The sequence below is a fragment of the Candidatus Pelagibacter sp. PS_37 genome, from assembly GCF_059417825.1.
Genome location: NZ_CM182067.1, coordinates 781,009 through 801,618 on the forward strand (window position 1 = coordinate 781,009; position 20,610 = coordinate 801,618).

Consider the following 20,610-nt stretch of genomic DNA (forward strand, 5'->3'; position numbering starts at 1 on the left):
TCTAACAACTTAACATAGTATAAATTTTTATGAATAAAATTCTAGTTGAAGTATCAGTTGGTGAACTTTTAGATAAAATTTCTATTTTAGAGATTAAACAAGAAAAAATTAAAGATCCTGAAAAATTAAAATTTATTAATGATGAGCACAGTATTTTAAAAAATCAATTAGATAGCAATGTTAAATCTGATGAAAAACTTAATACACTTTTTCAATCCCTGAAAGATATTAATGCAAAATTATGGGTGATAGAAGATGACAAACGATTGTGTGAAAAAAATTCTGATTTTACTGAAAAATTTATAAAATTATCAAGGGATGTTCATTTTTTAAATGATGATCGTGCTAAAATAAAATTAGAGATGAATAATCACACAGGCTCTAAGATTAAAGAGATTAAAGAATATACTTCTTATTGAAAACTATATTTCTTTTCTAAATATTTTATCAAGTTGTGAAAAATAAAAGTCATAAATAAATAAATTCCACCTGCTAAAAGAAACACTTCTAAAGGTTTATAAGTCGTTGATACAATATGTTTTGCAACACCTGTAATATCCATTAAGGTTACTGTGCTTGCAAGAGATGTGCCCTTCATCATTAATATAATCTCATTCCCATAAGCTGGTAAAGATTGTCTGATCGCTACAGGAATTTGAATTTTATATAAAATAATTTTACTTGATATCCCTAAACTTTTACCCGCTTCAATTATTCCAGGTTTTATAGTTTGAAAAGCTGATCTTAAAATTTCTGAAGTATAAGCCCCTGTATTTAAGGCAAATGCAATAATTGCACACCAATAGGGTTCTTTTAAAATGACCCAAAGAAAAGTTGACCTTAACCACTCGATTTGTCCAAGACCATAATAAATTATAAATATCTGAACTAATAATGGAGTTCCTCTAAATAAATAAGAATATCCATAAGCAAATTTATTAATAAATGGGTTTTTGTTTAATCTTAAAACTGCAAATAAAAATCCAATAAATAAACCAATGATTAATGATGCTGATAACAATTTTAAAGTTATAACTGCAGCACTAAGTAGTTTTGGCAAACTTGTTATCATTAAATCAAAATCCATTAAAAGCCCCTGCTATATTTGACTTCAAGTCTGTTAATTAGTTTCATGCTTAAAAACGTAAGCATCAAATATAAAACTGCCGCAAAACAGTAAAAGAATAAGGGATCTCTAGTAGAACCTGCTGCAATATAAGATTGTCTCATAATCTCAACTAAACCTGTAACTGATATTAAAGATGTATCTTTTAAAGTGATTTGCCAAACATTACTTAAGTTTGGAATAGCAAGTCTTAACATTTGAGGTAGAATTATTTTATAAAATTGTACAAATTTACTAACCCCTAAAACTTTGGCAGCTTCAAATTGACCTTTATCTATTGATTGTATCGCTCCTCTAAATACTTCTGTTGAATAAGCGCCAGATATAATACCGATTGCAACTGAGCCCGTAATAAATGCATTAATCTCAATATATTCAAAGTATCCAAAAATTGAAGCAACGTACATTATGGCTCCACTTCCCCCAAAAAAGAAAAGGTAAATTACTAATAATTCTGGAACGCCCCTGATTACTGTAGTGTACGTATTACCAATAAAATTTAGAAATTTATTATTTGATAATTTAAGTGGCGTAAAGATTAATGAAAATAAAAAACCAATTAACATTGCAGTAACTGCCGCTGCAATTGTCATTAGAGTTGCATAAAACAACTCGTCTCCCCAGCCTGTTTTTCCGAATGATAAAAGATCCATATCGAAAGGGCGACTAAATAAATAGTCGCCTTTTCAAAATATTATTTACATAGAAGCGTCAAAGCCAAAATGCTTGATCGCTAATTTGCTGATGATTCCTTGTTTTCTAGCAGTGTTAATTGCTTTGTTGAAATCTTTAAGAAGTTTTGCATCTCTTGTACCGATTGCATCATCTCCACCTTGTCTAATTCCAACACCAACACCATTACCAAAAGCACCACCTGAAAAAGTAGGTCCAACTAATACTACTGGTTTTCCTGATTTATCCGCATAATCAGTGAATGCAACAGCTGCAGCTAATGCAACATCACATCTACCAGAAGTTAAGTCTAAATTTACTTCATCTTGAGTTTTATAAGTTCTAACATTTACTTTGCCTACATCACCAGACTCTAAAAAGTTTTGGTGAATAGTTCCAGTTTGTGTACAAACAGTTTTTCCAGCAAGTGCAGCAGTTATAGTTTTAAGAGTTTTCTTAACAGCACTTCCACCTAAAGTTAAATTAATTCCTTCTGGTGTATCCATGCCTTCTAAACTTGAACCTTTCATTACTGCAAGGGCTGCAACTTCATCTGCATAACCTTGTGAAAAAGTAATTGTTTTTTGTCTTTCTGCAGTAATTGACATTCCTGCCATGATCGCATCAAACTTTCTCATTAACAAAGCTGGAATCATTCCATCCCAATCTTGTTCAACGATAGTACACTCGTGACCCATGATTTTGCATAGCTCTTCTGCTAACTCAACCTCAAAACCAATAAGAGCACCTGAAGCATCCTTAGAGTTCCATGGTGGGTAAGCACCTTCTGTTCCAATCTTTATTTTATCAGCGTAAACATTTCCGATTAATAATAAAGAAGCAAGAACACTTAATATTGTTTTTTTAAATATATTCATTTTTTCCTCCATATGATTATGAGGATTTATTTCACAAATTTGAGAATTTAAAAAGAAATTTTTAGTGATTAATTGATGATGAAAAGTTCCAAGAACAGTCAAAACTTGGGATGTAAACCCTATCCAAAGTTGTATTTCCAAAATTCTTATTGAAAACATCTAGCCATTTCTCCACTTGCTCTGGTTTTTTATCTTGGCTGCCTACTTGAGCAGTAATTACTCCATTTGGCTTTAATATTCTAATTAATGAGTCCATATTTTTGGCAGCAAGATCAATACAAAACTGGTCATCGTTAAGATCTACAAAAATTTTATCGTACTTATCGTCTTCAACAGACTTTATACTTTCAAAAGCATCTCCCCAAATACATTTAACTGAATTTTTCTCAGTTGATTTATTGCCAATGCTTCCAAGGTGTTTATTACAAACCTCAACTACTTCTGGATCAAGTTCATACCAGTCTATAAAATCAAAACCTTTAGACGTACACTCTCTTGCAACTCCTCCATCACCTCCACCAATGATTGCAGCAGTTCCCATATCTTTATTCAATTTTAAAGCAGCGTTTACAAATGTTGAGCTATACAAAACTTCATCATTTGTTGCGACTTGAATTTCGTTATCAATAAATAATGATTTACCAAATTGTTCTAAATCTAATATTTCAATATGTTGACCTACTTTAGATTTAAAATCTTCTAAAACTTCATTTACAACATATGATTTTTGTAATCCAGGCGAACTGTAAATGTCATGATATAAAGACTTAGTATCTCTATCAAAAGCTTTTGTGACAATTCTCTTATGTTTAAATTCTTTTTTGACAATATCGAGCGCAATAGAAGGACTTACCTTCCCACATGTGAAAAAATCAAAACTAATAATTCCTTTTTCTGGAAACGTATGAAAACTAATATGACTTTCCGCTAATAAGGCAAGGATAGTAAAACCTTGCGGTTCAAATTTATACTTTGAAATTTCAAGAATTGTAACTTCTGCAGCTTTTGCAATTTTACGAATTACATTCTCGTAGACTGAAGGATCATATTCTTGAGTAGTGCCAATGATATCTAAAGTTATATGCTCGCCTACTTTAGTCATAAAAATTATTCCCTCTTATAATTTTTTATTAATATTAAGTTGCTCGGTTTTATATAGGTGTATTGATAATTTTCAACAATTAATCAATTTTTTGATATTTTACTTAATTAAATTAAAACTGAGCATTAATTAAATTAGCAAATGCACTAGCCCCTTTTGCTAGATTTTTGTTCCAATCATTATCAGCATTTTCATCTGCATTATCAGATATGTATTTAAAACATTTAAATTCAATATTCTCTAACTTACAAACTTTTGCAATAGCGTAGGCCTCCATATCAACTACATCAACTTCCATATCAATTTTTTTATTAACAAAACTATCTCCTGTTCCACAAGAATAACCTTCTTTTGATGTAATAATTTCTTTAATTTTATCAAAAGGCGTCTCGCCTAATTCAAAATCTAACCCTCTAACATCCATATCTCTTTGATAAAATTTGGTGCATTCAACGATTCCTTTTAACTTAGTATTAATTGCACCTACAGTACCATAATTGATAATTAGTTTTGGTTTGTAAATATTGATTAACTTTAATGTGTTATAAGTTGCATTAATTTTTCCAACTCCGACATGGTTAAAATAGTCTAATCCAATCGTTTCTTCTTTAATTGCTGCTAGGAATAATTTGTCCATAGATTTTTTTTACTAAAGATATAAATATATTAATATCATGAATTTAAAAGATTATATTAGATCTATTCCAGATTATCCAAAAAAAGGAATTTTATTTAGAGATATTACAACTTTAATTAAAGACGCAGATGCATTTGAAGAATGTATTAATCAAATAATTGAAAGATCAAAAAATTATAAAATAGATAAAATTGCTGCAATTGAGTCAAGAGGATTTGTATTTGCTTCTGCTGTTTCTTATCTTCTTAAAAAACCTTTTATTATGTTTAGAAAGAAAAACAAACTTCCGGCTGAAACTCATTCAGTTGATTTTGAATTAGAGTATGGAACTGCAACTATTGAAGTTCATAAAGATTCAATTGACAAAGATGATTCAGTTTTGATTATAGATGATTTAATAGCAACAGGTGGAACAGCTGAAGCAGCAGCTAAACTTGTGGAAATGTCTAATGCCAAAATTGCTGCATTTGTTTTTGCAATTAATCTTTTTGATCTAGGTGGATCTGATAATTTAGTTAAAAAAGGTTATAAGGTTGAAAACTTAATGGATTTTCCAGGGCATTAATTGGTAGCGGGAAGTGGAATCGAACCACTGACCTCAGGCTTATGAGTCCTGCGCCATGACCCTTGGAGCCAACGCATCCTGCAAGAACATCTTCAAAACTCCTTTGTCTCTGCTCTTTTCTTTCTAGACTCAGATTTACATAAACTTAAACTCTAGTCAACTTCTATTGGAGCATTGGAGCATGAGTGGAGCACAGATTTTATATCAATAGAGGTACCAAGTGGATTTCGAAAATTGAAAGTTGTTATGACCCCACCACCCTTTTTTATAAATGGGACTCCTTATATCTATACGTAAATAAGAATGTAAAAATATTATTGCTATTCTTGTAAGAGAAAGTGGTTTTTAAATATCATTAGTTTATTAAACCTAAAATGGACGTCTTTTGATATAAAAAGATACATCAAATCAATTATAAATTTTAAAAATGAAAGTTATAAATAATAAAAAAGGTTTTACCTTAATTGAATTATTAGTGGTAGTTGCCATCATTGGTATTTTATCATCTGTCGGGGTTGTTGCTTATAATGGGTATACAGCTGGGGCTAAAGAAACAGCTTGCAAAGGTAATTTTAGAACCATAGTTAAAGCTGTTTATGAAAATATAATGTGGTGTGAGCTTAACCCAACAATTAATTTTATAGGGGGTAATGATAAACAAGTTTGGGAATATGATTGTAATACTATGTTCGTTGGCGGCATGTCAGTTTCGTCTCAGCTTGGGTACACGACAAATGAAAAAATAGCCCACCTTACTATAACTGAAATTAGTAATCGAGATAGACATAGAGAACCAGACTCAACAATAGGTTCAAGAACAACACTTAACACGATTTCTAATCCCTACACTGGTCGTTATGTTTATGATGACACACCCAGTAAATATTATTATGGAGATAAATATGATATGAGAGGTAAATTATCTCTTAGAAAAAGAGATAGTAGTGGAAATGAATTAAGCAATAATTGGCAGTCAGAGGGACAACTGTATCTAATAACTAGATGTGGTGATAAGGTGATAGAACACGAATTTGATATCTATTGAAAATTTATATGTTTTCTTCTAGATAACGCTATGACCAATTCTCATTGGAGCATGAGTGGAGCAAAAAAAGTTAGTTCCAATCACTAACAGCTTTAACTTATCAAAATTATTAAAAGCTTTCAAATAAAACCCAAAATAAACATAATATGACTTTGATTACATTAAACATAAGTATATTTTAAAAATATGACTCAAACACTTTTTGAAAAATATGGTGGAAAAAAAACAGTTGGTCAAATTGTTATTAACTTTTATCAAAAGCTTATGGCTGATGAAAATTTGAAAAAGTTTTTTACAAATTCTGACATGAAAGTTTTAATTTCACACCAAACTAATTTCATTTCTCAAGCTTTAGGTGGACCAAAAGAATATACTGGTCTTGATATGAAAACTGCTCATCAAGGCATGAAAATATCTCAAGAAGACTTTAATGGAGTTGCTGGACATCTAAAACAAACCTTGGAAGAACTAAATGTTGAAAGCCAAGATGTTGACACCATCATTGGTGTTGTCGCTCCACTTTCAGAACATATTGTATCAAAATAACAGAATTCATAATTAATAAATTTTGATAATATTTATTTAATGATAAAAATAAATAATTGGGAAGACTTAATAGCGTTAGCAAAAGAACAAGGGCTTACACCTAAGGAAGCATGGGAAAGAATTGAAAAAACAAATCTAAAATTTTTAAATAGAAAAAGTTCAGCAGAAAAAGAACTTAAAAAAGGAACAAGAGTACAAAGACTCATGTTTCCAAAGAATAATGAGGAAAATATTCTTTTAGCAAAAAATGTACCTTCTTTGGATGTTTCTGGTGATTTTTATAATTTCAAAAATTTAGAAGATAAAATCTTTTTTACTCTTGGCGATGTTTCTGGCAAAGGAGTGGATGCAGGACTCATTATGGCAAGAGTTACCTCATTGTTTGAAATCCTTGTTGAGGAAAAAAAGAGTCTTATTGAAATTGTGTCATTAATAAATGATAATTTATATAATTTACGTTCAGGAAAATTTTTAACAGGAATATTTGCTGTATACGATAAAAAATCTAAAAATCTTGAATTTATTAATGCTGGCCATTCAGAAAGTATAATTTCAGAGAATAAAAAAATTACTGAACATGTTTCTAGCAAAATTCCGCCGCTTGGAGTTCAGCCTATTAATCTTGATTTAAATAGTGTTTTAAATAAAATTTCATTGAAGGATAAAATTTTTTATATATACAGCGATGGCTTAAGCGAAAGTAAAGATTTTGAAGGAAATGAAATTGAAGCTGAGGGTATAATAGATTTGTTAAATAAGAATAAAGATCACGATATTGCAACACAATTGGAAAATATTTTTATAGAAATTTCCGCGTTTGGTGCATTGCAAAATATGTCAAATGAAGAACAAAGTATAATTAAGGATGATCTTACAATTTTAGCTATTAATGGGAAAAATATTTAATCAATGAAAAAAATTAAAAATGGTTTTACCTTAATTGAATTATTAGTGGTAGTTGCCATCATTGGTATTTTATCATCTGTCGGGGTTGTTGCTTATAATGGGTATACAGCTGGGGCTAAAGAATCAGCTTGCAAAGGTAATTTTAGAACCATAGTTAAATCTGTTTATGAAAATATAATGTGGTGTGAGCTTAACCCAACAATTAATTTTTTGTGGAATAATGAACAATCTTGGGAATTTGATTGTGATACTATGTTCTATAACGGCATGTCAGTTGTGTATCAGTATGGGTACACGACAACTGAACAATTAGTCAGTCTTACTGTAAGAGATATTTCTAGTCAAGATAGTCATAGAAAACCAGACTCAAATATAGGTTCAAGAACAACACTTAAAACGATGACTAATCCCTACACTGGTTCTGGTGCTGTTTCTGGTGGTACTGCAAGGAGGGAAATTTATGATGGAGATAGATATGATATGAGAGGTAGTGTATCTCTTCTAAAAAGAGATAGTAGTGGAAATGAATTAAGCAATAATTGGCAGTCAGAGGGACAACTGTATCTAATAACTAAATGTCGTGATAAGGTGATAGAACACGAATTTGATATCTATTGAAAATTTATATGTTTTCTTAAAATGAAAGTAATAAATAATAAAAAAGGTTTTACCTTAATTGAATTATTAGTGGTAGTTGCCATCATTGGTATTCTTGCAAGTGTAGGTATTGTTAGTTTTCAAGGTTACACTAAAATGGCAAAGAACAGGGTGCTTGTTGCAAATTGGAAAACAATTTCAAAAGTAATTGAGTTAGAATTAGCTGCTGCAAACAATGGTCTTGATAGTTTTATTGCAGAATATGATGAAGATGGAAATATGGTTAGTGAAAAAATGGATGGAAATACAACTTGTAATAATTTTGCATTTTCAGTCCAACAACATTTTAGTCATTTTAAAAACCCATACAATCTAGAATGGGAATCTGTAACAGTTGATACATTAGCGCAATCACAACATAGGAAAGGACAAATTCAATTAGTGTGCTATTCACATTTTGGAAGTTTCGGTGACGGTGGAGGATGTCCTATTTCATCTGATGCATGTAGATTGTTGTTGATTGCTTATAAAGAAGATAGAGGACGATGGAATACACCTGATGGAAAGTGTGATAATACAATTGTTTCAACCACTGGTGATGGCTGGCAACGTAATATGAGAGAATTTGTAAATGATTGTTATAATCAAATACTTGTAGGTGGAGACCAAAGAGAAAGTCAAGCTCAAGCACAATCTGATTGTGGTTGGGATTCAAGTATCCATGGCTCTTGGGCAGTAAATCAAAATAGTATCAGAGATGAAGCAGGTGGAAAATGTTCAGGTTCAAGTGGAACAACTTGTTCTTAAATTTTTAATTAATCTGTTATCTAACACGTGCTTCTCACTTGTTATTTCTTCTTCTAGATAACGCAATGACCAATTCTCATTGGAGCATGAGTGGAGCAATTAATATTTGAAAATGTTCAACCTTAAATAAGGCTTGTTAATTGGTAGCGGGAAGTGGAATCGAACCACTGACCTCAGGCTTATGAGTCCTGCGCTCTAACCGACTGAGCTACCCCGCCACTTAATTCTTGATGATTTATAATAGGTTTTTAATTTAGATCAATCAACTTTTGATCAATATGATTATTTTATAACCACTATAAAAGTTGAAAAAAGAGTTAATGCTAAAATTACTGAACTATAAAAAACGATTTGTCTTTTAGTTTCGTTTTTCTTATCTATTTTTACTCGGTTCAATAATTTATTGATGTCTACAATTCTCTTTTGATCAATATACTGTACTGGAATAGTTTTTTTATGAACTTTTTTTTCACTGGTATGTTTTCTGTCGTGAAAATAAGTTTTTTGCATGAGATTATTTAACCATCAATTATTAAACTCGGCAACTAAAATTATAACAATCTAGCACGTTTATCTTTTAGGGGAGCGATCTCTACTAGTGCTGGGAATTTCTGTTTAGCAACTTCAATATATAGGTTCATTTTTGAAAGTTCTTCATTTGAATGTATTGAGCTTACATATCCAAAAGACAAGTTTTTTTTATAATTAAAGGAATAATTGCCGGATGTTGTTCTCCCAATAATCTTATCTTCTAGATAAATTGGCTCTTCATGTAATAATAGAGGTGTACCTGGCTTACTATTCTTTAGTGACAGTATAATAAATCTTCTATTTAGCTTTTGATCTTTTATTTTTAATAAGCTTTCTTTACCAATAAAATTGGTTTCTTTTTTATAGCTTATTGCAAAATTTAATCCTGCTTCATATTGGTTTTCTTCTGGTGAAATATCATGACCCCAATGTAAAAAACCACTTTCCATTCTCATAGTATCCATTGCATGAGAACCACAATGAGATAAATTATAATTTTTTCCCTCTTCAATAATTAATTGATAAATTTCTTTAGCATCTTTATTTTCGATATAAAGTTCAAATCCTAACTCACCCACATAAGATAATCTTTGGGCCCAAACTTTTTTTGAACCAAGCGTTACAAATTTGCCATAACCAAATTTAAATGTTTCATTGCTAAAATCATCATTTGAAATTTTTGAAATTAAATTTCTACTTTTTGGTCCAAAAATTCCCAAACAAACAAGATCATCAGTAATATCTTTAAATTCTAAATTAGGTGACAAATGTTTTAAAATATGTGCTTTATCGTGAGTTCTTGTTGCAGCTGAACTTATTATTCTAAAATTATTTTTATCAATACAAATAACCGTTAAGTCTGTTTCAATTCCTCCAGCCTCATTTAACATTTGGGTGTAAGTTGATCTTCCTATTTCATCTTTAATATTAGCTGTGCTTATTCTTTGCAATTCACTGTGTGCTTGCTCTCCTTTTATTTCATATTTGGAAAATGGAGAAAGTTCAAAGAGACCAACATTGGTAATTGTATTTTTTGTTTCAAATTCAACTGAAGGGTACCAATTTTGATAATCAAAACTATATTTGTATTCTGCTTTTTCATTACTTTTTGCATACCACATCGGTCTTTCATATTCACCTGATACGCCAAAGCATGCTCCCTCTTTTTTTAACTCTTCATGATAAGGTAAAAGTCTTTGATTTCTTGATGTGTTATGTTGTTTATAGGGCCAGTGCATTCCATATAAATCACCAAGAGTTTCCGTTACCCTTTCCATGATAAATTTTTTAGATGAGTGGAATTTTTGAAATCTTTTAATATCAAGTGAAAATAAATCTTCATTCATATATCCATTAATCATCCATTCAGCAGTAACTCTACCCGCACCCCCTGAACTTGCAATCCCAATGCTATTAAATCCACAACACGTAAAAAGATTACTCACCTCTGGAGTTTCTCCTAAAAGGTATTGTGTATCAGGTGTAAAGGATTCAGGCCCTGAAAAAAATTTCCTAATACCAGCAGTTTCTAAAATGGGTAATCTTTGAAATGATTTTTCTAAATAAGGTTCAAAGTGATCAAAATCATCTGGAAATTCACCAAAAGAAAAGTCCTGTGGCACCACCCCTTTGTCTTTAAACGCAGGTTTTGCATTAGGTTCAAATATTCCAACTAACATTTTCCCGGCATCTTCTTTTAAATAAAGACAGGAATTATAGTCTCTTAAAACGGGCAAGTTTTTAGGTAACTTATCTAATGGTTCTGTGATTATGTAAAAGTGTTCATTTGGATATAATGGAATACTGACCCCAATATCCTCTCCAATTTGTCTCGACCACATCCCAGTTGCAATTACAACGTATTCACAATCAATTTTGCCAAATTTAGTTTGAACACCAACAATTTTTTTGTCTTTAACCAATATTTTTTCAACAGGAGTTTTCTCAAATATCTGAGCCCCTTCCATCTTTGCAGCTTTAGCTAATACATTAGTAACCCCTATAGGATCTGCCTGACCATCTTCTGGCATATAAACTCCACCTAAAATGTCATCATCATTTATAACGGGATAGAGTTCTTTTATTCTTTGTTTATTAACGCTTTCAACATTAACATCAAACAACTGCGCAGCTGTTGCTTGTCTTAATAATTCTTGTAATCTTTCGGGTGTACTTGCAACTGTGATTGCACCATTTTGTTTTAATCCAGTTGATAATCCAGTTTTTTTTTCTAATTCTTTATAAAGATTTAAGGAATATTTTCTAAGCCGTGTAATAGTGGCTGATGCTCCTAATTGACCAACAAGTCCTGCTGCATGCCAAGTAGTTCCTGAAGTAAGTTGATCTCTTTCTAATAATATAGTGTCTTTCCAACCGTATTTTGCAAGGTGATAAGCAACAGAACAGCCAGCAACACCCCCTCCAATAACTACTACTTTAGCTGATTTTGGTAATACCACTGACATTTATATTTAAACAATATTAAAATTTTTAAATACAAACAACTAAATCTTAATGTTCAGCTCTAAATTTTGAGTGACAAGCTTTACAGCTACTCCACATATATTTTCCAAGAGTTGCCTTCATATCTTCTGCCCCATCAATGACAGACGTTAACTCGATCATATTGCTTGAAGCTTTTGTCATTAATAAATTAAATTCATCTTTATTTTCCCAAATAGAAGGTAAAGCTTCTGTTTTAAATCCTACTTTTGAATTTTCAGGAAAAAGATTAATTAATCTTTTATAATTATCACTCATTTCAATCATTAGTTTTTTTGCTTCGTCTATATCTCCATTAGAAGCAAGACCTTGGACTCTTTTGGCAGTTTTGTAATTTTTACTAAAAATAGATTTTCTTTCTTTGATAATCTCTTCAACCGTTTGTTCTGAAAAAGCACTGAAGCTATAAAATAATATAAATATAAAAAATAAAGTGTTTTTAATTAATGTCATAATATGTTTAATTTAAACATGTCTATATTTAATAACATATCAAAATATGGATTACTTGCCAAATTAATCCATTGGCTAACTGCCGCAGGATTACTAATTCAAATACCTTTGGGGTTTTATTTGGTTGATTTAGACTTTGATCAATTTAGGGTTGATATAGAAAATTATCATATATTATTTGGATTAATCCTATTTTACACAACTCTAATAAGGCTAACTTTTAAACTATTATCTCCTACACCAAATTTCAATGACAATGCTTTTCCTGGTCAAAAAGTTTTAGCAAAGTTAAACCACTTTTTTTTATATTTAGCTTTATTAACAATAACTATATCGGGTATTTTTAAGAAATTATTTAATGGTGAAAGTTTAGTTATTTTTTTCAAAAAAGTTAATCTAACTTATAATTTTGAACTCTCAGAACAGTTTTATTCAATTCATATATTAGCAAACTACATTCTAATTGGTTTAATAAGTCTTCATATTCTAGCGGTACTATTTCATAAATTTTTATTAAAAGAGAATATTTTAAAGAGAATTTTATAATTTTTAATTATCAAATGCACATCTAAAACCAACATAGATTGCATAAAAGTTCGAGGGTTTATATTGAGCTCCATTAATACTGGTCTTTGAACCTCCATACCACCAGGAGGCCCCCGCTGTTAAAGAATTATTTTTTTCTTGATCATCCACCCACTCCCAAACATTACCACCCATAGCAACTAATCCATTTACGCCTTCTGGCAATATTGTGACATCTACATGCTTGTCATAATTTAATAAACCTTGGGAGTTCATTTCTTTAGCTATATCTCCACTAGGGTATCTATAAGTTTTTTCTTTATCAAATTTATTGGATGCAAATATTTGAGTGTAGGCAGCATAAGACCATTCCTCAAATGTAGGCAATCGGCCATTTATAAATTTGCAATAATTCTCAACTTCAAATCTACTTAGATGAACAGCGGGCTCTAATTCACTATCAGGTTTTTTTCCATAAGGTGTTTTATAATTCCAATTATCACGTTTAACCCAACCAGCACCCCATTCGTAACCTCCACCATTTTTTTCAGCTTCTGTAATGACTTCGTTTTTAATTGTATAATTATTAAACTCCATAATTGTTACTTCATATTTATTTAGTGAAAATTTTCCAAAGTTAATTTTCTCATTTTCAAAACTAAATACTTTAATTGGTAAGATTAATATAAATATCGAGAAATACTTTATAGTTTTGTAAATATTATGCATTTAAGCTTATCGTTGAATAAAATATTTTTTTTATAATTTAGATTAATCTCATTAATTCCGTTAGAAATTTGAAGTGAATTAAATTTTAATAAAGTAGATATATAGCGTTGTTTTATCATTTTTAAATATACGTTTTTCTTAATATTAACCTTAAAGTTAAAGCTAGCAGTGTTTTTTTTTATATTAAGCTTAAGTAGTTTTTTCCAAATAAGACTATCTCTTTTAAAAGATTGGTTAAGTTTCTGTTTCATCAAGTAAAATGTGGGTATTTCATTATCTTTTGTATCTAAAGTTAAAATTAAAATAATTCCTCCTACTTCTAAACTAGAATATGCATAAGTTAAAATTTTCTTAATATCTTTTAGATTAAATAAATGAATAGTTTGTTTAATTAATATTAAATCAAATTTCTTTTTATTATTTCCTAGATATTGAATTGCATTTATTTTTTTAAAACTAATTCTTTTGTCAAAATCTTTGTGATTTTCAATATCAAGTCCAACAGGCTTATTAATTAATTTGAGTTTAGAGGATAACGAACCCATTATCTTACCTCGGCCACAACCAATATCTAGAATTTTTGAGTGTTTAGTTAGTTTTTTTTGTTTTAATAAAAAATTATTGAATGATTGGATATATTTAGCTGATGAAATCCAAGTTTTATTATCCCAATTTTTTATACTTAACATTACCTAATTTAAAACATTTTAACTTATATTTAAATAAAGTATTAGTAACTCATGTTTAAAAAGTTGCATATATTTCTTGGCGCAACTGTTGCAGATGCAGCAGCCCGACCTTTGCATTGGGTCTATGATGAAAAAAAACTAAAATCTTATATTAAAGGAAAAAAAAATATTGCATTCTTTAAACAAAATAGATCTCCGTTCTACTCTATAAAAACAGGAGAAGTTTCTGGTTACAATGATGTGGGTCAAGTAATGTTTAAAACATTAACTAAGACCACTAATCATAAAGAGGTTATTAAACTTTTTAAAAAGAATATTGTCAAAAATTTTGGACCAGGGTCAAAATATTGGAAAAATTTATCTTTAAGAAAAAAATACAAAAAGATTAAGTGGAAAACAGCCATGAAAGGTCCATGGATCCATCAAAATATTTTAGAAACTATCAAAAATATTAAATTAAAAAAAACTATCACAGGTGGGACTAAAGTTAACGAGTCTGATGGGTATTGTGCAAGCCTACCCTTTTATTTTTCAAATAATTCAGAGCAGAAAACAAAACAAATTATAAGAACGGTTGCTAATGGCAAAATTAGTGAACAATTTGCTATGGCAAAACTTAAGATTATTGATTTAGCTGATAAAGGAGACAAGAATCCAGTTAATAGTTTTTTTAAAAAAAATATAAAAAACAAATACTTTAAAAATGTTATTGAAAATATCAAAAAAGTTAAAAAAATTAAGTCAAAACCTCATAATTTTGTTGTAAAGAAATTTGGTAAGGCGTGTAGTTATCCAGGTACTTTTAATGGAGGTATACATGCAATCATCACTTCTAAAAGTTTTAAAACAGCGGTTATAAAAACCATTAAGGCTGGTGGATGTAATTGTTCTCGTGCTAATTTTGTTGGTGCTTATTTTGCAGCTTACAAAGGCTTAAAAGGTATTCCTCAAGATTGGATTAAGAAAACAAATCCTGCTAAATCTATACTGAAGTTTATTGCTTAAATGCAAAACCCATCGATTAAATACATTTTAAAATTATCTATTCCAATTTTTTTTGCAAACTTGGCTATTCCCCTTGTTGGTATTATTGATACTGGTTTAATGGGTAACCTTGGTAACTTATCATATTTATCAGCAACTTCAGTGGCTGCTAATTTATTTTCTATGATTTTTTGGAGCTTTGGTTTTTTAAGAATGGGAACCGTTGGTTTGGTTTCGCAAGCTTATGGTAAAGAAGATTATACAGAAATATTTAATATTGTTGTTCGAAATTTAGTTTTTGTTTTGCTAATTTCATTGATCTTAATTTTGTTACAAAACTATATATTCAATCTAAGTGTGGGTATTTTTAATTTATCAGACACGACTAGGCAATTTTATCAGGATTATTTTCAAATAAGAATTTATTCAGCACCTGGTGAGTTAACACTTTACATTATAACCGGTTTATTTGTTGGATTACAAAAGACCAAAATCTCAAGTTTAGCAGTTGGTCTTTTTTCAATTCTAAATATAATTTTAAGTATTATTTTAGTTTCAAAATTTGATTTAAATATTAAAGGAGTTGCTTATGGGACTTTAATCTCGGCACTTTTAATATCGGCAACTTTTCTAATTTATACATTTTGGTATCTAAATAAAATGTCTAAAATCAATATCGATATTAGTAAATTAATAGATCTTAATAAGCTTAAAAAGATTTTTAATATTAATCTAAACATATTTATTAGAACTATATTGTTAACCTTTTCATTTTTTTGGTTTACTTACCTTGGTAGTCAAATTGGTGAAGACTACATTGCAGCCAATGCCATCTTAATTAACTTGGTCTTTTTGTCTGCTTTCATTCTTGATGCTTACGCATTTTCAACTGAAGGTATGGTTGGATATTCTTTGGGTAAAAAAGATATAGTTTTGTTTAAAAAGATTGTTAAAAACTCTTTTATTTTAAGTACACTTACTGGATTAATTATTTCTATAATTTATTTTTTTATTAACAAATACGTCATTGAATTAATGTCTGATATTGAAAGTATTAGAAATCTAAGCTCATCTTATGTGGTATGGCTAATTCTCATGCCTTTAATTTCATCTTTTTGTTATCAATTTGATGGAATATTTATTGGTGCATCACAAACAAAAGAACTTAGAAATGCCATGATTTTTTCAGTGTTTTCTTATTTATTAATGTCTTTATATTTAACAAAATTAACGGGTAATACCGGTATTTGGCTATCTTTATGTTTGTTTATGATATTAAGAGCTCTATCCTTATTTTATTATTTAGACAAAATTTATTTAAGATTTCGTACTACTTAATAAATTCAACTACCCTTAATAAAATGATATTGTAAATCAATGTTATTTCGACAACTCTTTGATAAAGCCTCGAGCACATTTACATACCTAGTAGCCTCAGCAAAAGGAAGAGAGGCCTTAATCATTGACCCTGTACTAGAAAATGTTGAACAATACATTAAGCTTCTTAATGAATTAGATTTAAAGTTAGTAAAAGTTATTGATACCCACATCCATGCTGACCATATCTCAGGTATTGCTGAACTAAGAGATAAAACAAATTGTGTTACTGTAATGGGTGATAAAACACCTGCTGATGTGGTTGCAATGCAAGTTGGTGATGAAGAGACAATTAAAATTGATGGCTTGGAATTACAAGCAATTTATACCCCAGGTCACACCATAGAAAGTTTTAGCTTCTTGATGAATGATAGAGTTTTTACTGGAGATACATTGCTAATTAGAGGAACTGGTAGAACTGATTTTCAAAATGGAAATGCACGAGATTCTTATAATTCAATTTTTAATAAACTTTTAAAGCTACCTGATGAAACATTAGTTTACCCTGCTCATGATTATAAAGGAGAGATGGTCAGCACAATAATAGAAGAAAAAAAATTTAACCCAAGACTTCAAGTAAATTCTGTAGATCAATATATTGAAATTATGAATAATTTAAACTTACCTAATCCAAGTATGATGGATGTTGCAGTCCCTAGTAATTTACAATTAGGAATAGATTTTAATAAACAAAAAGTAAATAATGGTGTTAATCCAGAAAAATTTAATGAAATCAAAAATGATGCTCAATCAATTTTAATTGATCTTAGAGAACAAAATGAAATAGACAAAGATGGTATGATTAAAAATAGTACGGTTGTTCGTTTTCCAGAAATTAATGAGTACCTTCAAAAAAATAAAGATACATTAAAAGATAAAAGAATTTTATTTTACTGTGCACATGGCCACAGATCGACACTAGCAGTTCAATTATCAAAATCCTATCAATTCATCAATTGTTTTCATTTAATCGGTGGCCTTAAGAATTGGAAAAAAGAAGGTTTAGATTTATAAAATTAGAATTTAATAACTTAACTTCAAATTTAATCTTTTAAATTTATTTCTAAAACTAAAAAATAATTTATTATGGTTACCAGTATCTTTTTTAATTGTTTGTTGCCATAAGTGAACCATCTCATGTGACAAGGTATTTAAAAATTCCATTTTATTTTTATATTTAGGCATCATCTCGAGCACAAATCTATTTGTACCTTTTCTATAGGAAATATATTCAACACATTGCCCTGATCCTCTAACTATTCTTTTAATCTTTACATCATTAAACGGATTGAGTTTGCTATTAAATAAAGATTTATTAAATATCTTAAAGTAATTTCTAATGTCTTTAAAATTAGTAGTATATTTTTTTTCAGACTCTATTGTGTCTCTAAGTATTCTTTTTTTTGTTCTTACTATGTAGCTATCTTTAACAATTTTCTTTTTTTTCATTTTTAAAATATGGTGAATAAGCGTTACTAAATGGGTATAATTTCTGATTATCTACTACTAAATTTAGAACTTACAAAATAATAAAATCTTTAAAATACGATTATTTTTAACTCTATTATGATGATGTTATCTAATGATTATAGAGATTTTATAACAGAATAGATTTTGTCTTTATTCATTTGACCAATGCTTCTATAGATTTCCTTGTTATTTTGGTAAATTACAATTGTCGTCCAATAGTCAATGCCAAGCTGTTTTGCAATTGTCTTGTCCTTTTCTTGCTCAAAGCTTAGAAAAAGAATATCCGTAAATTCTTTTTCGGCTTGATTCAGGATCTTAATTTGAACCTTACATGTTGTGCATGTTTCATTCCAAGAATTTATAACAACTATTTTTCCATCGAGTTGAGCTTTTTGGAAAATTTCATTATTAAAGGTAGTACTTTTATCTACAGCAAATGAGTTAAATGACAATAATATAAAAATTAGAATTAAGATTTTTTTCATATTTTAAATATATAAGTTGCCAAGTTAATTAACAACACTTTAATTTATTTTATAACTCCAATTTGTTTCTGTCTTGATATAATAATTAAACCACTAATTATTATGATTAATGCACCAATATAACTGCTAGCTGATGGAACTTCATCAAACAAGAAATATCCATAAACTATTCCCCATAAAATTACTGAATATCGAAAAGTTGATGTGACCGATACAAGTGCAATCTTGATGGTTGCAATTGAAAAAATATATCCCATTGCTAAGAAAAAAGCTGAAATGAATAAAATAAAAATATCTTTTAAAGTAAAATAATAAAATTTATAAAAAGTTAATAACCCAAAAAAAATAGTAACTACAAAACAAGTCATGAATGCAATTTGTAGACTGTGATAATCTTTTTTAAAATTTTTTGTGTACATATCTCTAATAGAAAGCATGATTGCAGCTAAAATTGGGAATATAAAATAATAACCAAACTCTAATTTACCTGGATTAACAACCACGACAACACCAACAAAACCTAAAATTACCGCACTCCATCTTCTCCATCTTACCTTTTCATTTAAAAAAATTGCGCCAAATGCAGTTAAAATAATTGGCGCCATACTTAATAGAATATAAACTTTAGCAAAAGGTAATAAAGCGATACCAATAAAAAAGAATAATGCTGCTAAAGATTCAAGTAGACCTCTTATTTTTAGTTCTGTTGAAGAAAAAATTAATTTAAAATCTAATTGTTTTTTTATGTAGAGAAATAATAATATAAAAAATAATGTAAAAATCCCTCTTATAAAAATTATCTGATTTAAAACAAATATTTCATTGAAGTGTTGGTATATATTTTTTACAAAAGCATCATTTGTTGCAAAAGAAAATTGACATAAAAGCATATATAGTATGCCTAATAACTCATTGTTAATTTTAACTTTTGGAAACATTTTGGGAGTAAATATAGGCTTTTTTATTGATAATATACAAAAATTAGAAACCAGTAAGAAGCTAGTCCTGCTAAAATTGTAACAATAATACTTCTACTAAAATAACCAACGATAATAGCAAATATGGCTGCTAGTAACTTTGGATTACTATCAATGTCTATAGACCCTGTAGCATTAAGAAATATAGGAGGAAATATTATTGCTGGAAAAATAGCTGATGGAACATAGGATAAAACTTTTTTTGTCTTTTCACTCAAAATATCTCTCTTTAGAAAAAAAATCATAGAAAATCTTGTCATATAAGTCAAAATTCCACAGTATATAATTGTTGTCCAATGCATTATTTTTTCTTCTTATCAATTAATGTAATTATAGTAGCAACTGATAAGGCTGATAGTGCTGCTATAATAATGTAAGCTTGAAATGGTATTGTATTATACCCAACAGTTGCAACAATTCCTGAGACTAACATTACAATAATATTTTTATACTTTCTAAAATCATCAATTAACAAAGCTAAAAATGTTAAAGAAATAGTAAAACTTAACCCTAACTCTTCAGGTACTACTGATCCAAGAACTATTCCTAAAATTGTTGAGATTTGCCAAATTGTCCAACAAGTAAATCCAGCTCCTAATAAATGGTAGTGTTTAAATTTATTTTCTTTATTTTTTTTAAAATAATTATTTGAAACAGCAAATGCTTGATCAATTAATACATAGGATAATATAATTTTCCAAGTAAGCCTTAAGTGAGAAAGATATTCAGAAAAAACCGCACCATATAGTAAATGTCTAGAGTTTACTGCGGTAACTGATGTGATTGTAACTAATGATGATGCACCGCCAGAGAATAATTGTAATAAAACAATTTGAGAAGCTCCACCAAAAATTATAATAGACATACCAAATGTCATATAGGCACTCAAACCCACTTCCATTCCAATAACGCCGTATATAATTCCAAACGGAACTACCGGTATCATTAAAGGGCTTACATCAATAATCCCCTTGGACAATGTTTTAAATCTTTTATTCATTTTAATT

At 29.3% G+C, this 20,610-nt stretch carries 26 protein-coding genes and 1 tRNA gene; 11 read left to right on the forward strand and 16 right to left on the reverse strand.

Annotation, left to right across the window (positions count from 1 at the left end; genetic code table 11):
- Nucleotides 1–29: 29 nt before the first annotated feature.
- Nucleotides 30–419: a DUF6165 family protein gene (locus AC5SL9_RS04175; RefSeq protein ID WP_006996683.1), complete on the forward strand. Its 390-nt coding sequence runs from the start codon at nucleotides 30–32 to the stop codon at nucleotides 417–419.
- Here the strand turns inward: AC5SL9_RS04175 and AC5SL9_RS04180 are convergent.
- The 5 genes from AC5SL9_RS04180 to AC5SL9_RS04200 form a co-directional block, all read right to left on the reverse strand.
- A complete protein-coding gene (locus AC5SL9_RS04180) occupies nucleotides 413–1,087 on the reverse strand; it encodes an ABC transporter permease (protein ID WP_006996682.1) in 675 nt (224 codons plus the stop codon). The two genes, AC5SL9_RS04175 and AC5SL9_RS04180, sit on opposite strands and share 7 nt — an antisense overlap.
- On the reverse strand, nucleotides 1,087–1,779 hold the full coding sequence (locus tag AC5SL9_RS04185; protein WP_494573854.1) for an ABC transporter permease: 693 nt from the start codon (nucleotides 1,777–1,779) through the stop codon (nucleotides 1,087–1,089). Before AC5SL9_RS04185 ends, AC5SL9_RS04180 begins: the two co-directional genes overlap by 1 nt.
- A 45-nt stretch (nucleotides 1,780–1,824) precedes the next feature.
- Nucleotides 1,825–2,676: a transporter substrate-binding domain-containing protein gene (locus tag AC5SL9_RS04190; RefSeq protein WP_006996680.1), complete on the reverse strand. Its 852-nt coding sequence runs from the start codon at nucleotides 2,674–2,676 to the stop codon at nucleotides 1,825–1,827.
- Between the two features lie 61 nt (nucleotides 2,677–2,737).
- Complete coding sequence (gene speD / locus AC5SL9_RS04195) at nucleotides 2,738–3,778, reverse strand: adenosylmethionine decarboxylase (RefSeq protein WP_011282223.1); 1,041 nt, start codon at nucleotides 3,776–3,778, stop codon at nucleotides 2,738–2,740.
- 112 nt (nucleotides 3,779–3,890) lie between these two features.
- Nucleotides 3,891–4,415, reverse strand: a complete 525-nt coding sequence (locus tag AC5SL9_RS04200; RefSeq protein WP_018414264.1) for a 5'-methylthioadenosine/S-adenosylhomocysteine nucleosidase — start codon at nucleotides 4,413–4,415, stop codon at nucleotides 3,891–3,893.
- A gap of 37 nt (nucleotides 4,416–4,452) precedes the next feature.
- Here AC5SL9_RS04200 and AC5SL9_RS04205 point away from each other — a divergent pair, with 37 nt between their 5' ends.
- The 6 genes from AC5SL9_RS04205 to AC5SL9_RS04230 all read left to right on the forward strand — a co-directional run bounded on the left by AC5SL9_RS04205 (nucleotide 4,453) and on the right by AC5SL9_RS04230 (nucleotide 8,881).
- On the forward strand, nucleotides 4,453–4,980 hold the full coding sequence (locus tag AC5SL9_RS04205; RefSeq protein WP_006996677.1) for an adenine phosphoribosyltransferase: 528 nt from the start codon (nucleotides 4,453–4,455) through the stop codon (nucleotides 4,978–4,980).
- 427 nt (nucleotides 4,981–5,407) lie between these two features.
- On the forward strand, nucleotides 5,408–6,025 hold the full coding sequence (locus AC5SL9_RS04210; protein WP_494573855.1) for a type IV pilin protein: 618 nt from the start codon (nucleotides 5,408–5,410) through the stop codon (nucleotides 6,023–6,025).
- Nucleotides 6,026–6,211: 186 nt separating this feature from the next.
- Nucleotides 6,212–6,571: a group I truncated hemoglobin gene (locus tag AC5SL9_RS04215; protein ID WP_006996981.1), complete on the forward strand. Its 360-nt coding sequence runs from the start codon at nucleotides 6,212–6,214 to the stop codon at nucleotides 6,569–6,571.
- A 39-nt stretch (nucleotides 6,572–6,610) separates the two neighbouring features.
- Nucleotides 6,611–7,477, forward strand: a complete 867-nt coding sequence (locus AC5SL9_RS04220) for a PP2C family protein-serine/threonine phosphatase (RefSeq protein ID WP_018414266.1) — start codon at nucleotides 6,611–6,613, stop codon at nucleotides 7,475–7,477.
- 3 nt (nucleotides 7,478–7,480) lie between these two features.
- A complete protein-coding gene (locus AC5SL9_RS04225; RefSeq protein WP_494573856.1) occupies nucleotides 7,481–8,095 on the forward strand; it encodes a pilin in 615 nt (204 codons plus the stop codon).
- 21 nt (nucleotides 8,096–8,116) lie between these two features.
- Nucleotides 8,117–8,881 carry a type IV pilin protein gene (locus AC5SL9_RS04230; protein ID WP_494573857.1) on the forward strand — a complete coding sequence of 255 codons (765 nt, stop codon included), beginning with the start codon at nucleotides 8,117–8,119 and terminating at the stop codon, nucleotides 8,879–8,881.
- Nucleotides 8,882–9,022: 141 nt separating this feature from the next.
- Here the strand turns inward: AC5SL9_RS04230 and AC5SL9_RS04235 are convergent.
- The 4 genes from AC5SL9_RS04235 to AC5SL9_RS04250 form a co-directional block, all read right to left on the reverse strand.
- A tRNA-Met gene (locus tag AC5SL9_RS04235) sits at nucleotides 9,023–9,099 on the reverse strand.
- A 64-nt stretch (nucleotides 9,100–9,163) separates the two neighbouring features.
- A complete protein-coding gene (locus tag AC5SL9_RS04240) occupies nucleotides 9,164–9,391 on the reverse strand; it encodes a hypothetical protein (RefSeq protein WP_006996673.1) in 228 nt (75 codons plus the stop codon).
- A gap of 41 nt (nucleotides 9,392–9,432) precedes the next feature.
- On the reverse strand, nucleotides 9,433–11,877 hold the full coding sequence (locus AC5SL9_RS04245) for a GcvT family protein (protein ID WP_494573858.1): 2,445 nt from the start codon (nucleotides 11,875–11,877) through the stop codon (nucleotides 9,433–9,435).
- Nucleotides 11,878–11,923: 46 nt separating this feature from the next.
- Nucleotides 11,924–12,367, reverse strand: a complete 444-nt coding sequence (locus AC5SL9_RS04250) for a cytochrome c (protein WP_494573859.1) — start codon at nucleotides 12,365–12,367, stop codon at nucleotides 11,924–11,926.
- An 18-nt stretch (nucleotides 12,368–12,385) separates the two neighbouring features.
- On the opposite strand from AC5SL9_RS04250, the gene AC5SL9_RS04255 reads away from it, so the two are divergent.
- A complete protein-coding gene (locus tag AC5SL9_RS04255; protein WP_494573860.1) occupies nucleotides 12,386–12,913 on the forward strand; it encodes a cytochrome b in 528 nt (175 codons plus the stop codon).
- Nucleotides 12,914–12,916: 3 nt separating this feature from the next.
- On the opposite strand, the gene AC5SL9_RS04260 is transcribed toward AC5SL9_RS04255, so the two are convergent.
- On the reverse strand, nucleotides 12,917–13,621 hold the full coding sequence (locus tag AC5SL9_RS04260) for a formylglycine-generating enzyme family protein (RefSeq protein WP_494573861.1): 705 nt from the start codon (nucleotides 13,619–13,621) through the stop codon (nucleotides 12,917–12,919).
- On the reverse strand, nucleotides 13,597–14,310 hold the full coding sequence (locus AC5SL9_RS04265; RefSeq protein ID WP_027307046.1) for a class I SAM-dependent methyltransferase: 714 nt from the start codon (nucleotides 14,308–14,310) through the stop codon (nucleotides 13,597–13,599). The genes AC5SL9_RS04260 and AC5SL9_RS04265 overlap by 25 nt, the downstream gene beginning before the upstream one ends.
- Nucleotides 14,311–14,361: 51 nt before the next feature.
- Here AC5SL9_RS04265 and AC5SL9_RS04270 point away from each other — a divergent pair, with 51 nt between their 5' ends.
- From AC5SL9_RS04270 to AC5SL9_RS04280, 3 genes are read left to right on the forward strand one after another with little or no spacing between them, the layout of a single operon-like run.
- Complete coding sequence (locus AC5SL9_RS04270) at nucleotides 14,362–15,315, forward strand: ADP-ribosylglycohydrolase family protein (protein WP_494573862.1); 954 nt, start codon at nucleotides 14,362–14,364, stop codon at nucleotides 15,313–15,315.
- A complete protein-coding gene (locus tag AC5SL9_RS04275) occupies nucleotides 15,316–16,632 on the forward strand; it encodes an MATE family efflux transporter (RefSeq protein WP_494573863.1) in 1,317 nt (438 codons plus the stop codon).
- A 39-nt stretch (nucleotides 16,633–16,671) separates the two neighbouring features.
- Nucleotides 16,672–17,685, forward strand: coding sequence for an MBL fold metallo-hydrolase (locus tag AC5SL9_RS04280; protein ID WP_494573864.1), 1,014 nt, complete (start codon nucleotides 16,672–16,674; stop codon nucleotides 17,683–17,685).
- A gap of 9 nt (nucleotides 17,686–17,694) precedes the next feature.
- Here AC5SL9_RS04280 and AC5SL9_RS04285 read toward each other — a convergent pair whose 3' ends face one another.
- From AC5SL9_RS04285 to AC5SL9_RS04305, 5 genes are all read right to left on the reverse strand, one after another.
- Nucleotides 17,695–18,120: a SprT-like family protein gene (locus AC5SL9_RS04285; RefSeq protein WP_494573865.1), complete on the reverse strand. Its 426-nt coding sequence runs from the start codon at nucleotides 18,118–18,120 to the stop codon at nucleotides 17,695–17,697.
- Between the two features lie 137 nt (nucleotides 18,121–18,257).
- The gene (locus tag AC5SL9_RS04290) at nucleotides 18,258–18,593 is read right to left on the reverse strand and encodes a TlpA family protein disulfide reductase (protein WP_494573866.1); all 336 of its coding nucleotides are present in this window, start codon (nucleotides 18,591–18,593) and stop codon (nucleotides 18,258–18,260) included.
- 77 nt (nucleotides 18,594–18,670) lie between these two features.
- The gene (locus AC5SL9_RS04295; RefSeq protein ID WP_494574387.1) at nucleotides 18,671–19,618 is read right to left on the reverse strand and encodes a DMT family transporter; all 948 of its coding nucleotides are present in this window, start codon (nucleotides 19,616–19,618) and stop codon (nucleotides 18,671–18,673) included.
- Nucleotides 19,588–19,905 carry an AzlD domain-containing protein gene (locus AC5SL9_RS04300; RefSeq protein ID WP_494573867.1) on the reverse strand — a complete coding sequence of 106 codons (318 nt, stop codon included), beginning with the start codon at nucleotides 19,903–19,905 and terminating at the stop codon, nucleotides 19,588–19,590. Before AC5SL9_RS04300 ends, AC5SL9_RS04295 begins: the two co-directional genes overlap by 31 nt.
- Nucleotides 19,905–20,603, reverse strand: a complete 699-nt coding sequence (locus tag AC5SL9_RS04305; protein WP_494573868.1) for an AzlC family ABC transporter permease — start codon at nucleotides 20,601–20,603, stop codon at nucleotides 19,905–19,907. The genes AC5SL9_RS04300 and AC5SL9_RS04305 overlap by 1 nt, the downstream gene beginning before the upstream one ends.
- Between the last annotated feature and the right edge of the window lie 7 nt (nucleotides 20,604–20,610).

What these genes read in the sequence shown, in the direction of transcription:
- AC5SL9_RS04175 (WP_006996683.1), top strand. Translation starts at nt 30, where the DNA reads ATGAATAAAATTCTAGTTGAAGTATCAGTTGGTGAACTTTTAGATAAA.
- AC5SL9_RS04180 (WP_006996682.1), bottom strand. Translation starts at nt 1,087, where the DNA reads ATGGATTTTGATTTAATGATAACAAGTTTGCCAAAACTACTTAGTGCT.
- AC5SL9_RS04185 (WP_494573854.1), bottom strand. Translation starts at nt 1,779, where the DNA reads ATGGATCTTTTATCATTCGGAAAAACAGGCTGGGGAGACGAGTTGTTT.
- AC5SL9_RS04190 (WP_006996680.1), bottom strand. Translation starts at nt 2,676, where the DNA reads ATGAATATATTTAAAAAAACAATATTAAGTGTTCTTGCTTCTTTATTA.
- speD (WP_011282223.1), bottom strand. Translation starts at nt 3,778, where the DNA reads ATGACTAAAGTAGGCGAGCATATAACTTTAGATATCATTGGCACTACT.
- AC5SL9_RS04200 (WP_018414264.1), bottom strand. Translation starts at nt 4,415, where the DNA reads ATGGACAAATTATTCCTAGCAGCAATTAAAGAAGAAACGATTGGATTA.
- AC5SL9_RS04205 (WP_006996677.1), top strand. Translation starts at nt 4,453, where the DNA reads ATGAATTTAAAAGATTATATTAGATCTATTCCAGATTATCCAAAAAAA.
- AC5SL9_RS04210 (WP_494573855.1), top strand. Translation starts at nt 5,408, where the DNA reads ATGAAAGTTATAAATAATAAAAAAGGTTTTACCTTAATTGAATTATTA.
- AC5SL9_RS04215 (WP_006996981.1), top strand. Translation starts at nt 6,212, where the DNA reads ATGACTCAAACACTTTTTGAAAAATATGGTGGAAAAAAAACAGTTGGT.
- AC5SL9_RS04220 (WP_018414266.1), top strand. Translation starts at nt 6,611, where the DNA reads ATGATAAAAATAAATAATTGGGAAGACTTAATAGCGTTAGCAAAAGAA.
- AC5SL9_RS04225 (WP_494573856.1), top strand. Translation starts at nt 7,481, where the DNA reads ATGAAAAAAATTAAAAATGGTTTTACCTTAATTGAATTATTAGTGGTA.
- AC5SL9_RS04230 (WP_494573857.1), top strand. Translation starts at nt 8,117, where the DNA reads ATGAAAGTAATAAATAATAAAAAAGGTTTTACCTTAATTGAATTATTA.
- AC5SL9_RS04240 (WP_006996673.1), bottom strand. Translation starts at nt 9,391, where the DNA reads ATGCAAAAAACTTATTTTCACGACAGAAAACATACCAGTGAAAAAAAA.
- AC5SL9_RS04245 (WP_494573858.1), bottom strand. Translation starts at nt 11,877, where the DNA reads ATGTCAGTGGTATTACCAAAATCAGCTAAAGTAGTAGTTATTGGAGGG.
- AC5SL9_RS04250 (WP_494573859.1), bottom strand. Translation starts at nt 12,367, where the DNA reads ATGACATTAATTAAAAACACTTTATTTTTTATATTTATATTATTTTAT.
- AC5SL9_RS04255 (WP_494573860.1), top strand. Translation starts at nt 12,386, where the DNA reads ATGTCTATATTTAATAACATATCAAAATATGGATTACTTGCCAAATTA.
- AC5SL9_RS04260 (WP_494573861.1), bottom strand. Translation starts at nt 13,621, where the DNA reads ATGCATAATATTTACAAAACTATAAAGTATTTCTCGATATTTATATTA.
- AC5SL9_RS04265 (WP_027307046.1), bottom strand. Translation starts at nt 14,310, where the DNA reads ATGTTAAGTATAAAAAATTGGGATAATAAAACTTGGATTTCATCAGCT.
- AC5SL9_RS04270 (WP_494573862.1), top strand. Translation starts at nt 14,362, where the DNA reads ATGTTTAAAAAGTTGCATATATTTCTTGGCGCAACTGTTGCAGATGCA.
- AC5SL9_RS04275 (WP_494573863.1), top strand. Translation starts at nt 15,316, where the DNA reads ATGCAAAACCCATCGATTAAATACATTTTAAAATTATCTATTCCAATT.
- AC5SL9_RS04280 (WP_494573864.1), top strand. Translation starts at nt 16,672, where the DNA reads ATGTTATTTCGACAACTCTTTGATAAAGCCTCGAGCACATTTACATAC.
- AC5SL9_RS04285 (WP_494573865.1), bottom strand. Translation starts at nt 18,120, where the DNA reads ATGAAAAAAAAGAAAATTGTTAAAGATAGCTACATAGTAAGAACAAAA.
- AC5SL9_RS04300 (WP_494573867.1), bottom strand. Translation starts at nt 19,905, where the DNA reads ATGCATTGGACAACAATTATATACTGTGGAATTTTGACTTATATGACA.
- AC5SL9_RS04305 (WP_494573868.1), bottom strand. Translation starts at nt 20,603, where the DNA reads ATGAATAAAAGATTTAAAACATTGTCCAAGGGGATTATTGATGTAAGC.